The sequence below is a fragment of the Lachnoclostridium sp. genome (assembly GCF_031997925.1).
Classification (GTDB): Bacteria; Bacillota; Clostridia; order Lachnospirales; family Lachnospiraceae; genus Lachnoclostridium.
This window is the reverse complement of record NZ_DAMADT010000007.1, coordinates 16,770-29,910: the sequence shown is the minus strand read 5'-3', so window position 1 is coordinate 29,910 and position 13,141 is coordinate 16,770. Positions and strand designations below refer to the sequence as shown.

12 protein-coding genes are annotated in these 13,141 nt (G+C 35.7%); 3 read left to right on the top strand and 9 right to left on the bottom strand.

The features are described from left to right. The first annotated feature begins 45 nt into the window (after window positions 1–45). The 3 genes from RTP52_RS06805 to RTP52_RS06795 are packed head-to-tail and all read left to right on the top strand — an operon-like array spanning window position 46 to window position 4,205. On the top strand, window positions 46–1,647 hold the full coding sequence (locus RTP52_RS06805; RefSeq protein ID WP_312370059.1) for a sugar ABC transporter ATP-binding protein: 1,602 nt from the start codon (window positions 46–48) through the stop codon (window positions 1,645–1,647). Next, entirely contained in the window at window positions 1,640–2,743 is a 1,104-nt protein-coding gene (locus RTP52_RS06800; RefSeq protein ID WP_312107174.1) for an ABC transporter permease subunit, read from the top strand. Before RTP52_RS06805 ends, RTP52_RS06800 begins: the two co-directional genes overlap by 8 nt. After that, on the top strand, window positions 2,733–4,205 hold the full coding sequence (locus tag RTP52_RS06795; RefSeq protein ID WP_312370057.1) for an ABC transporter permease: 1,473 nt from the start codon (window positions 2,733–2,735) through the stop codon (window positions 4,203–4,205). The genes RTP52_RS06800 and RTP52_RS06795 overlap by 11 nt, the downstream gene beginning before the upstream one ends. A gap of 62 nt (window positions 4,206–4,267) precedes the next feature. Here the strand turns inward: RTP52_RS06795 and RTP52_RS06790 are convergent, their stop codons facing one another. The 9 genes from RTP52_RS06790 to RTP52_RS06750 all read right to left on the bottom strand — a co-directional run. Continuing rightward, window positions 4,268–5,137, bottom strand: coding sequence for a pentapeptide repeat-containing protein (locus RTP52_RS06790; RefSeq protein ID WP_312370055.1), 870 nt, complete (start codon window positions 5,135–5,137; stop codon window positions 4,268–4,270). Between the two features lie 15 nt (window positions 5,138–5,152). Next, the gene (locus tag RTP52_RS06785) at window positions 5,153–5,482 is read right to left on the bottom strand and encodes a PadR family transcriptional regulator (protein WP_312107059.1); all 330 of its coding nucleotides are present in this window, start codon (window positions 5,480–5,482) and stop codon (window positions 5,153–5,155) included. Between the two features lie 379 nt (window positions 5,483–5,861). Next, the gene (locus RTP52_RS06780) at window positions 5,862–7,595 is read right to left on the bottom strand and encodes an ATP-dependent metallopeptidase FtsH/Yme1/Tma family protein (protein ID WP_312370053.1); all 1,734 of its coding nucleotides are present in this window, start codon (window positions 7,593–7,595) and stop codon (window positions 5,862–5,864) included. Between the two features lie 521 nt (window positions 7,596–8,116). After that, window positions 8,117–8,833 (bottom strand): DUF434 domain-containing protein, encoded by a 717-nt coding sequence (locus tag RTP52_RS06775; protein ID WP_312370051.1) that lies wholly within the window; start codon window positions 8,831–8,833, stop codon window positions 8,117–8,119. Window positions 8,834–9,228: 395 nt separating this feature from the next. Next, complete coding sequence (locus tag RTP52_RS06770) at window positions 9,229–10,560, bottom strand: FAD-dependent oxidoreductase (RefSeq protein ID WP_312370049.1); 1,332 nt, start codon at window positions 10,558–10,560, stop codon at window positions 9,229–9,231. 265 nt (window positions 10,561–10,825) lie between these two features. Continuing rightward, window positions 10,826–11,818: a tRNA epoxyqueuosine(34) reductase QueG gene (queG, locus tag RTP52_RS06765; RefSeq protein WP_312370048.1), complete on the bottom strand. Its 993-nt coding sequence runs from the start codon at window positions 11,816–11,818 to the stop codon at window positions 10,826–10,828. Between the two features lie 50 nt (window positions 11,819–11,868). Beyond that, window positions 11,869–12,234, bottom strand: coding sequence for a RidA family protein (locus RTP52_RS06760; protein ID WP_312370047.1), 366 nt, complete (start codon window positions 12,232–12,234; stop codon window positions 11,869–11,871). A gap of 149 nt (window positions 12,235–12,383) precedes the next feature. Continuing rightward, entirely contained in the window at window positions 12,384–12,668 is a 285-nt protein-coding gene (locus RTP52_RS06755; protein WP_312370045.1) for a WYL domain-containing protein, read from the bottom strand. Continuing rightward, window positions 12,635–13,141: WYL domain-containing protein (locus RTP52_RS06750; protein ID WP_312370043.1), on the bottom strand; the 507-nt coding region annotated here is incomplete at its 5' end. The genes RTP52_RS06750 and RTP52_RS06755, both read right to left, overlap by 34 nt.

Genomic DNA, 13,141 nt, shown 5'->3' with positions numbered 1-13,141 from the left:
CAAAACTGCTGGGAACCTTTGTTTTTTCAAAAAGGAGGAAATTGTATGGATACGAAATATGTTCTTAAAATGAATAATATTTCGAAGGATTACTTCGGGAATAAAGTATTAAAAAATATTAATATACAGATAGCTCCCGGCGAAATCCATGCACTTATGGGGGAAAATGGTGCAGGTAAATCAACATTAATGAATATTTTATTTGGAATGCCAGTTGTCCAAAATACAGGTGGCTTTGAAGGTTCCATTGAAATTGACGGTGTACCTGTAACCATTGATACTCCTCAAAAAGCGATGGAATTAGGAATTGGAATGGTTCATCAGGAGTTTATGCTTCTTCCTGGGTTTACCATTACAGAAAATATAAAGATAGGCCGTGAGATAACTACTCCTACTTTCTTAAGTAGAATTTTCAGTAAATCACTTGAAAAACTAGATCAAAAGGCGATGGCAAAAGATGCAAGAAAAGCGCTGGATACCATCGGTCTTAACATTGAAGAATACGTCCAGGTTAAAGGACTTCCTGTTGGTTACATGCAATTTATTGAAATTGCTAGAGAAATTGACAAACATGGAATTAAGCTTCTAATCTTTGATGAACCGACTGCAGTACTTACAGAGAGTGAGGCAGAGCGACTACTTGATACTATGCGATTACTATCATCCAAAGGAATTGCTATCATTTTTATTACTCATCGTATTGATGAAGTTATGCAAGTAACCAACAGCATGACCATCCTAAGAGATGGATCATTAGTTAACCGCGTACTTACGAAAGATACGAGTGCTGCAAAAATTGCTGAAATGATGATTGGTCGTGAGGTTGAAAAGCTTCTGGATGAATCCGAAGATACTAGAACTTTAAATAAAGACGATATCATACTAAAACTTAATAATTTTTCCGTAAATATGCCCGGTGAAAAAGTAAATCAATTGGATCTCTCTGTTCGACGTGGTGAGATACTTGGACTTGGAGGTCTTGCGGGTCAAGGAAAATTAGGAATCCCAAATGGTATCATGGGTTTGTATGAATCGATCGGTACCATCCATTTTGATGGTGAAGAAATAGAGCCTAAAATACTCGGTGATGCTTTAAAGAAAGGAATTGCCTTTGTATCCGAAGATCGACGTGGTGTAGGGTTATTATTAGACGATTCGATTGAACAAAATATTATTTTTTCTGCAATGCAAGTTCAGAATAAGTTTTTATACAATATAGGAATCGCTAAATTATATCATAAAAAAGCTGCGAGACAACATGTGAAACAAATGATTAAGACCTTAGATATAAGGTGTACTGGTCCGGAACAAGCGGTAGGTAGACTATCGGGAGGTAATCAGCAAAAAGTGTGTATCGCTAGTGCACTGACCTTAGCTCCAAAGCTATTAATTGTATCAGAACCGACGAGAGGAATTGATATCGGAGCTAAAAAATTAGTGATTGAATTATTGGCAAAGTTAAACCGTGAACAAGGATTAACGATACTTATGGTTAGTTCAGAATTAAATGAGCTTCGAAGTATTTGTGATAGAATTGCAATTATCTCAGAAGGGAAAGTTGCAAAAGTATTAAAGTCAGATGATCCTGATGTAGATTTCGGTCTTGCAATGTCTGGCGTTATAGAGGAGGTGGATAAGGATGAATAAAAAAATACAAAGCATATATCAAGCGATAGGGCTTCCGAGATTAATTATATTTACCTTTTTCATTCTCGTATTATTTGCAGCTGGTTTCTATCAGATGGACATTGTTGCATTGTTAAGTAATGTTCTAAGACGTTGGGGAATGTATGGTATTCTTGTACTTGCCATGGTACCTGCCATTCAATGTGGAATCGGACCGAATTTCGGAGTCAGTCTTGGTATCGTTTGTGGACTGTTTGGTTCCCTTGTAGCGATCGAACTTAATATTGCGAACCTTTCCATATTTGACGGTAATAAAACTCTGGGTGCTTGGGCTACTATCCTTTTTGCCATCGTGTTATCCGCCGTGATTGCTTGGATTGTAGGTGTTGGCTACGGAATCTTACTTAACCGTGTAAAGGGTTCTGAAATGACAGTATCCACCTATGTTGGATTCTCAATTATTGCATTTATGAATATTCTTTGGGTAACGCTACCATTTAAAAATGGAGATATTAAGTGGCCAATTGGTGGAGAAGGTGCAAGAAATACGATTAGCTTAGAGAATAGTTTTAGTGAAATTATGAATAAAGCTGGTGCATTTACCATCGGCAATCCTGAAACAGGATTAGTTGTTCCAACCGGCTTATTGTTATTTTTCTTTTTCTTATGCTTTTTAATTTATCTCTTTATGAGAAGTAAAACAGGAATTGCTATGAGTGCAGCTGGAGCGAATCCCAATTTTGCAAAGGCAAGTGGTATCAATGTAAACAGAACAAGAATTATTGGTACTGCCCTATCCACTTCTCTTGGAGCCATTGGTATTATCACCTATGCTCAGGCGTTCGGCTTCTTACAGATGTATAATGCGCCATTAATGATGGGATTTTCCTGTGTTGCTGCTATCTTAATTGGTGGAGCTAGTACCATGAGAGCGAAAATTGTTCATGTTATTGTTGGTACCTTTCTATTCCAAGGTATTTTAGTCATTGCTCTTCCGGTTGCAAATAAAGCACTTACCGGCACTGACCTCTCCGATATCATGCGTATGATTATATCCAACGGTATTATCCTTTATGCTCTTACTAAGGCCAAAGGAGGTGCTTCGAATGAAGAATAATTTTATTTCCTATTCCAAAAAACAGCTTGGTAACGGATTAAAAAATATCTATTCCAATAAGGTAGTACTTATGTTCCTAATACTTTGTATCATAGGAATCGCTACTACTGGAAAACCTTTAAGCTTTACTGTTTCCGAAGTATTAACAAGATTCGGGCGAAATACATTTTTAGTTCTTGCACTGATTATCCCAGTATTGGCTGGTTTAGGACTAAACTTCGGTATCGTAGTTGGTGCTATGGCGGCGCAAATTTCCATTTTCTTCGTTATATATTGGGGCTTTACCGGAATCACCGGATTGATTCTATGTGTATTGATATGTACGCCAATTGCTATTTTATTTGGTTTCCTCGTTGGATGTCTCTACAATAAGACGAAGGGTGCAGAAATGATTACCGGTATGGTACTCGCCTACTTTGCAGATGGGTTATATCAGCTATTTTTCCTCTTCATTCTTGGAGGCATTATTCCAATTAATGATACTACATTGATGATTTCAGGTGGTATTGGCGTTAAAAACACCATAGATTTAACGGGGAATCTAAAGTATTCCTTAGATACTGTTAGTATGTTACTTTTATTTAGGATTCTTCTAATCCTCTATTTTGTTTTTAGTGTTGCAAATGTCTTCCTACGTAGAAAGAAGCAAGGTAATACAGAATATAAAATATTATTAAGTAAAATAATTGGCACGATTCTTCTTCTCATTTTGACATTTATACCAGCCATCCGTGATTTTCTTGGTACTGACCGTCTTTTGTTATTAGATGCGATTACCATTGGCTGTGTGTTAGCTGGCCTCTTTGCTGTCATCAAGATTTGTGTGATTAAGTTAATACAAAAACACAAAGATATTGAGATCAATAGATACATAGCTATGATAATTGTAGCTATCATTGTATATGCGCTAACCTACATTCCTGTAGTATACGATATTACTCTGAGTATCTCTCTTCCAGTATGTACCTATGCGGCAATTATTTTGATTTGCGGATTTAATCGCTGGATTTTAAGTACGAGACTTGGTCAGAATATGCGTACCGTGGGTCAGAGCAGAACGGTTGCTAACTCAGCAGGTATTAATGTAAATAAAACACGTATTATAGCAATGTGTATCTCTACTGTTTTGGCAAGTTGGGGACAATTAATTTACCTTCAAAACCTTGGAACATTTTCCACCTATGGAGCCCATTCTATGGTTGGTCAGTATGCTATCGCTGCTTTGCTTGTGGGTGGAGCAAGTGTTCAAATGGCGAATAATAAACAAGCAATCCTTGGTGTCATCCTATTCCATACCTTATTTGTTGTTGCACCACTTTCAGCAAGTAATCTATTTGGTAGTTCTTTGATTGGTGAGTATTTCCGCGTATTTATCTGCTATGGAGTGATTGCTCTGGCACTTGCTATGCATGCATGGAAAACTATAAAAAAACCTACGAAGCAGCAGAAAGAAACAAAATAACTGTATTTTAAAACAGGGAAGTCCTTCACTGCTTAAAGAAGTGGAGGACTTCCCTGATGAGGTTAAATTATTGTTACGTTTAACAAGTTAGCTCCCAAGCCCTTAAGAGCATTGTAGGTTAACTTATCCATGGACGAACCGTCAAATTGTATGGTCTTGATGGCACTATAGTATTTATTTGTTAGGGCAAATGGTGGTGTAAAGGACACGTTATGCAGTGTGGCCTTGTGAAAGGAAACACACTCCAACGCTGCCTTGCCAAGCTTTACATTACGAAGTGTCATTCCATCAAAGTGTTGACCCCGCAGGTCGGTATACTTAAACTCACCACCGTCAATGACGCAGCCGTCAAAACTTACATCTCTTAGGTCTACCATGGAGAAGTTTACATCTTTTAACTTGATGCGAATGAATTTCACCCCGGTGAGTAGCACCTTATTAAAACTCGTGCGTACCATAATCGATTCCCGGAAACTAACGCCACTAAGGTCAAGGGTAGTGAAGTTGCAGTCGGTGAGGTTTGCACCATTAAAATTGGTTCCACGTAGATCGCTGCTCTTGAAGGAGCTTCCAGTCAGATCCGCACCGGAGAAGTCCGCGCCCTCCATAGTGCTGGCCCCAAACTTACCTCCGTGCAAGGTAACGCCGGCAAAGTCACTGCCCTTGAGATTCTGTGCACTGAAATTAACCAGTAACTGTCGCTCCAAAGTATGAGTTAGGCTAGCCATTTCTCCCAAAGTTTCTTCAATATCACCAATGCTATTAAGTGTCTCAGCAAGAGCTGCTTCCTCATCCTTACCCTGCGATGTTAGTTCTTCAAATCGTTCATTTAGGTCGGCAAGCAGGTCGCTTTTTAGCTCTGTCACACTCTTCGTCCTATCATAAGGCTCAAACAGATTGTTTACATAGTGATTTATTTTTTCGTTCATCATATCATCTCCATATTTTTAAAGCAGATTTTCCAGTACGCGCTTGGCGTACTCCCAGTTGCCCTTGTTACGGATATAGGTTTCTTTCCCTTTCTCCGTGATTTTAAAGTATTTTCGCCTACCACCCTGAGTTTCATCTCCCCAGTACCATGTGATGTCGCCGTCCGCTTCCAGACGACGTACGCTGGAATACATGGTGGCTTCCTTGAGCTCATATTCTCCGCCCGAACGATCAGCGATTAGTTTTACAATCTCATAGCCATAGCGGTCAGCTTCGGACAAAAGCCTTAAAATCATAGTGTCCGTATGGCCGCGTAGCAGGTCGGACGTAATTTTATTTTCGCCCATATCATCACCTCCTGCGTTCATTATATATCATACTACTATGACAGTCAATGTACTATTTTAGATTTAATACATTTCTAATTTATTGACATATGTAAACTTTTTGCCGCATGGTTATAGCTGAAAGACAAAGAAACGTTTCAAAACAGTTATACCCAAAATAACGGAAGGGTGATTTCATCAAATGTCATTTGGAGTAGCGATTCACCACTGAATAAAAAACAGCAGGAACGATTAAGTTTGATACCGTTCCTGCTGCTATACCGTTTAAGATAGGTTCACGAGCTGTCCTTGTTCCTAGCTACCTTCTCGTACAAGGTAATTGCTTTCTTATAAATAATTCTGCAAGCCTTAGGTGATATAATCCGCTTTTAGTACTTTATCATACAGCTTTCTTTAAGCAGATTCTGTCAATATCTTCACCTTTCAAAGATTCATTTTCTAGAAGTTCTTTTGTAATATCAGTAAGAAGTTCTTTGTTGTCTGTCATAAGTTTTTTTGTACTTTCATATAACGCATGCATCTGATTACGACATTTATTTAATAAGTCTGTATCATATTGATCTTCTAATGCTGCAGTACTAAAGAGGCCCATTTCCTCGTCCATACCATATTTATTCAAGTAATCAACTATCATGGCAGATGCTTTTTGTATATCATTACTAGCACCAGTTGTGATTTCCTCTTCTCCAAAGATAAGTTCCTCTGCTACTCTTCCGGCCAATAATATTTTGATACTACATAATATCTGTCGTTTTGTCTGATATAAGGAGTCTTTTGGAATAGAGAGATTAAACCCTCCCGCACCTCTTACGCTTGGGATAATAGTAACTTTTGAAATATATTGATCGGGTTGCAATAACTTCGTTGCCAGAGCATGTCCTGCTTCATGGTAAGCTGTTATACTCTTGTCTTTATCCGAGATAAAACTTCGATCTTGTAAAGGGCTACCTGCTATTACTGTATAGAAAGCTTTATCAACATGTGATGCTTGAATATAGGATGATTTTTCATTCGCAGCTTGAATTGCTGCCTCATTTAAGAGATTTTCAAGCATAGCACCACTAAAGGACACCGTATTTTTTGCAAGTATCTCTAAATCAACATCATCGCCGAGTGGTTTTTTATCACCATAAAGCTTTAGTATCTTTTTTCTTGCAAGTATATCTGGTAGGCCAACTTCAATTTGTCTGTCAAATCGACCTGGACGTAATAAAGCTTCATCTAACGTATCCAAACGATTTGTTGCACCAATAACGACGATACCTTTATTTTCATGGAAACCAGACATTTCGGTTAATAAGGCATTTAAGGTCTGGTCTCGCTCATCATTACTAGCTGAGGTACTTCTGGCTCTCTTTTTACCGATAGCATCAATTTCATCAATAAAGATAACAGCTTTTTCACTTTTTTTTGCTTTATTAAATAGCGTACGTATACGACTTGCTCCGACACCTACATACATTTGTACGAAGTCAGAACCGCTCATAGCATAAAAAGGAACGCCTGCTTCTGTAGCAATTGCTTTTGCAATTAAGGTCTTTCCAGTTCCAGGAGGTCCATAGAGCATGACCCCTTTTGGCATTCTGGCCCCAAGTGCACTATACTTTTCAGGTTCTTTGATAAAATCAACGATATCACCTACCATGGATTTTGCTTCAGCATTTCCAGCAACATCACCAAGTTTGACTCTATTTTCAGCTTTATTATTTTTTGCTGCATTTTTCATTAAAGGTTTGTCTTTACCACCGCTTGTTCTAATATATAAAAACACACCTGTTATAACGGTAACTATCAGTATGACCTGAATTACCTTAGTTGGGGAATAAGAGTCACTGTTGTCGACTTTAATATTATGAAGTAATAAGAATTCTGTAAAATTTTCTGTTTTTGGGTTAGGAACAATATAGGTTATATCCTTATCTGAATTTAAAATTACTTTAAGGGTATTGTCATTTTCTTTAAATTGAACGGATGCTACCTGATCTTGGTTAACAGCATCTAAAAAAGAGGGGTAGGTCATCTCCTCTTTTGTTACAGACAGATGGAGGGACATCAAAATACCTGAACACGCAAGAATTACTGCTATCAGGATAATCCAATATAGTTTCTTCATATCATAACCTCCTATGGTTTCACGGATACCAAAATGCTTCTTCCGTTATTATAGGATATTGTTTTACAAATATCTACAAATTATATTTGGATAATATGTTTTTAAATACCAGATGCAAGTATCACTATTCGGATGATATAGTTTTAAATACTAGATTTATGTAACTTCAATTTCCAATGGTATGATGATGATAGTTTATTGAAGACAAGATTTTCACCAGTTACATTGTTATAATGTTGGGTGCATACCCCTAGTAATTATCGGTGTTTGAGGTAAAACATAAACCAGTTTTCAGCTAGTTTTTCTCTTCCTATGATACAGAAAGAGCAAAAGCACGATTTGCTTTTGCTCTCTTGAATGCCACATAAGTGGGGCAGTTATTTTTTCTGAAACAAGCATACCCATAAAAAATCTAATCCTTGTATGGTATTGGGCACACCACTATACTTCCACTCTACCTTGTATAATGGGTACCCAAACGAAGAAATCTAAAATCATACTATAGTATTCGAAAAACAACATTAAGAAAAGGGGAACTTAACATACCATGCATTTGGAATATGTTCATTAATAATAGTTCTATTTAGATTAACCCAGCTAAGACACTTATTTAGAATAATTGCATCACTTGTAATTACATAAGGTTTTGTCTCCAATGTTTTATCTACATCATGTAATACGATTGCTTCTGTTAGCATGGGATAATTAGTAGAAACATTCATAATAAGACTTTTCAATCTTCCTGAATTAGAAACCGGTGAATCAATATAAAAGATTACTTTCCGGGTTTTACTAAACCAAAGCTCACGAAATATTAAATGGATTGCTTGTTCTGTTTTATCAATGACATGATACGTTCCACGAAGACCTGCTAAATCTCTTATAGTGGAATCCATACATTCAAGTAACATGGAATCCGATAGAGCAACTTCTAATGTTATAATTATGTTAAATGCATCAATATGAACCTCAGCGTTTGAGAGCTCTTCTAAAGGAATTTGCTTATTTTTTCTTAATACAATATCATTTGTTGAAGATACTGCTCTCATAATTGCCAGACGTTGTCTTTCTGATAACATGTAATGATTTCCGATAAAGGTAGAAGCTCCTTTAGTAGGGTATCCTCGATCTAATAAATAACATAATTCCTGTGAAGCAAAACATAATTTTTGAGACCAGTCACAACCAAATTCAATCTCATCCTTTTCTGCATAGCCTCTTCGGGTATTTTTACTCATGAGCACATTTCCTTTATTTATTATTGTATTGTTTTCTTATACATCTACTTTTCTACGATATATTGGTCCTAAAAACCTTATTATTAGCAAATAAAAGTTTAAAAATTAATCCTCTTCTTATTCCTCAATATATTGAATATCACATATATCCTATTTTACCATAATATTATAATTTTATATCCTACATAGCCATTATGTTTCAGAATATTTTATATATAAATTATTAGGTAGTCACCATGCTGAAAGGATTGAGGACGACAACGTCGCTGATGCAGGAACGCACAAAGCCACATAAACATATTGTTCATGCGGCTATGCGGCGTTTTATAAAGCAATTTTATTGTTGAGGTTGACAGGATATTCTACTATTTTTTATAGATTACTTGTCGATCTTTTTATAATGCCTTTAGGGCAACCGTATTTAATAAACTCCATGGCTTATTAAAATGTGGCTGGAAGAAGAAATCTGTCATTGCAAGTTCTTCCACTGTCATTTGGTTTTGAATTACAACAGAAAGTGTATTCATATATTGAGTTAAGTCAATCTTCGAGATAATCTGTCCACCTATAATTCTTCTAGTGTCTGTATCATAAACAAGAGTAATTGTTGCAGGTTCATAGGTTGGCATAAATTCAGGTCTATAATTATCTGTTACAGATACACTAGCAACGTTCATTGTGGTTGTCGTTCTTGCTACTTCCTCTGTTAATCCAGTGGAAGCGATGTTATAATCATAGATTTTAATACCCGAAGTTCCCTGAGTTCCCATATACTTAATCGTTGGATTATTTATATTTCTTGCAACTAATGTTCCCATCCTTACTGCATTTGTAGCAAGTGGAATATAACGAAAATCTCCAGACGGATTGAATTTAACAACACAGCAGTCACCAGCTGCAAATACATCTTGATGACTTGTTCTCATGTATTCATCAATAATAATCGCACCATTTGGTAAGGTATCAAGTTTTCCTTGCACTAATTTTGTACTAGGAGCAAATCCTATACATAGGATTACTAAATCAGCATCATAAGTACCATTCTCTGTAACTACCTGAGTTACTTTTCCATCCTCACCAAGGAATTTATTAACTTTTTCACCTAATACTAATTGCACCCCACGTGATGAAAATTCATTTTCTGCAATATCGGTAAAATCCTTATCTAAGTATTTTGGAAGGATTCTTTGCTCTGCATCGATAAGAGTGACTTTCTTGCCTAGTACCTCAAATGCTTCCACTAATTCAACGCCAATATATCCAGCCCCGATGATAACAACATTAGATGCATTTTGAGATTTTTCAATGATTGTTAAAGCATGGTCATGATTTTTACATAACTCAATATTTTCTAGCTCTCCTCCCTCAAACTTTGGTACGATTGGCCAAGATCCGAGTGTTAAGACTAACTTATCATAGTGATCTTCAAAAGTCTCTTCTGTTACTAAATTTTTAACTGTAAGGACTTTGTTTTCAAAATCTATATCTAAAACTTCATGCTTCATTTTAGTAATGACACCTAATTTGTTAAGGTTTTCTGGTGAATTATAAAATAAGCTATTTGTATCTTTGATTACCTTTCCAACATTTAATGCGATACCGCATGATAAAAAAGATATGTTATCATTCTTCTCATATATTGTGATTTCACTATCTGGATGAAGTTCCTTCAAATTAACTACTGTTGCTGTGCCAGCATGAGTACATCCTACAACTACTACTTTCATCGTAATTACCCCTTCCTATAACTTTCTTAATATTAATAATAGTAATGATTATGATATAATTTTAACAATGCTTATTATACCACTAATACTATTAAATTACAATTATTTTTTCTATTAATAATTTATGTCATTTTTTATTTGTTGTGTCGAATTAGGGAATTAGTTTAAAATACTTGAAAAAGCAAGCTTTGTGAACTTTTCTCTGTTATAAATAAAGAGAGCTTACTCGAATCTTAGTAAACTCTCTTTGTGGGCATATAAGCAATTATTCTTTTCTATCATGTTTATTCAGCAATCGTTCAATATAATCATTGATATATGGGGAATCCCCTCGTAACTCTGTGATATCTTGGTTTTCATTATTGATTCGAAGAATTGCATTTCTTTTAATCACATTCTTTCCTCTCCACCCGCAAGATGTATTGCTTATCTTATCTTTGAAGAATTTATTATCCATGGAAGCAAAAATTTTCATATCCTCATTCATATAGCATAAGGTTTTAAAGTCATCTAAAACATTTGTTTCAATCTCTTCATTATACGGGCATTTTAGTTGACAATAATCACATCCAAAAACATTCCCTTTTAAGAGACTAATTTCCTGATCGGATAGTTCTTTCTTTTGAGTAAGATAGGATAAACAGATATTTGGATTTATTTTATTTTGGTTAATTGATTTTGATGGACATTCATGATAACAGCGTTTGCAATCACCACATTCTATATGCTTTGGAATTTCTTGATAGGATCTTTCATCCTCTAATTCCATCTCTAAGTCTGTTATAATTTCCCCAAGAAAAACATACGAACCATATTTTTTAGTAATCAACATATTGTTCTTACCAATAAAGCCAATGCCTGCTAAATATGCGATGTAGCGCTCAGGAAGAGCATTACTGTCAACAAAACCCTCTGCTTTTCCGCCTAGGCTTTCAATGTATTCACATACTTTTGCGAGATAGGATTTCACAACTTTATGATAATCCATGCGTTTTGTATAAATAGAAAATCCATTTTCTATGTTCTCCTCATCATGATAATAAGGAAATGCAATGGATATGATTGTTTTTCCGCTCTCCATCGTAAGGTTAGGATTGATTCTCTTTTCAATGTCCTTCTCTTCAAATTCATTTTGTAAGTTCTTTTCGTTTCGCTTCTCATAGAAATCGATTAATTCAACAAATCTTCTACAGCGTATAAAACCGATGGTATCAAGACCTAACGACTTACAAAAATCTTCTATCTGTTGTTTCCACATCTTAAATCACTCTTTTCCTTACGAACTTAAAATCACTCTTTTTTATTACCCTATTTCCGATAAGCGATAGCATCAATTTGAACATGTAATCCATCTGCTCCTCCGCAATGAGCAAACTCGGTTTGAATTGTTTTTCTAGCTGGATAATTACTTGCAAATCTCTCTTTAAACACCATTTCCATAATCGGGATATTCCATGCATCTCTCAGTAAGACGGTAACTTTAACTACATTATCTAGCGTTAATTCAAGTTTTTTTAAGTTACTCTCCATACAATCAATCGCACCGTGAACCTGTGCTTCTACTGGCTGTCCTACGTTACCAGCACAGAAGTTTAAGAAAACAAAATCTCCTGCCTCTACCATCTCAGACCATGCGTTGTCTTCATTAACTTGATATCTCTTAATATCACTCATTATAAACCTTAGTAGTAGAAAATACAAACTTACATTAATTTTAAGTATATCATCTACTACTTGCTCCTTTCCTAGTATAGGGAATCGCCCTTTCCTAAGAAATGTAACAAATAAACCATGACAACAGTATGTCATAATTAATCTTTATTTCAATCAAGATTTTCATATAAGCTTATTACTTGGTTACAGGAAGCAACTACTTTCTTTATAATTTCAGGTGGTTCTATGATTTTTACCTTATCTCCAAAAGAGATTACTGTTCCAAACCAAAATTGTTCGTTCTCCGGTACTATAATCTTATATAGGAAATCGCCATTTGAATACTCTTCCATGATAGTACCATTCAGATATTCTAAGCATCTAGAACGTATACTAGAGTAGCACATAAGCTTTATCGTTATCATGGTACGTGTTTCGTTCCTCTTTCCCAGCATAGCATTGCTTCCTTGTGATTATGCGGTATCGTATTTTCTTGCTCGTGAATGGTTAAGTGCTCCATACGCATTAACTTATACATACAATAAGATTCATGCTTTGGCTGATAAGCTAGTAGATACCAATGATACCATTTATAAATGATAGATACTGGTTCAACAACAACAGATTTCGTTATATTATCTGAGTTTGTGTAAGTAAACTCTACGATGTGCCTTATTTTTATCGCATGACTTAATAGGGAAAGTAACGAGTTGATTTCCTTATGTTCATTTGCTACTCCTAAATCAATTTCGATACTCTGAGTGGAATACTCACCTAAACAATGTAACTTTTCGATGGTATTCTCAAGCTCTCTGTCTGGATATGCCGTTGATAATCCATTTAAAGCTGTGAGGATAAAAGAATAATCTATCTCTCCTGCCACTTGTTTCTCCATTTGAAACGTTTCCATAATCTCATAACCTCCATC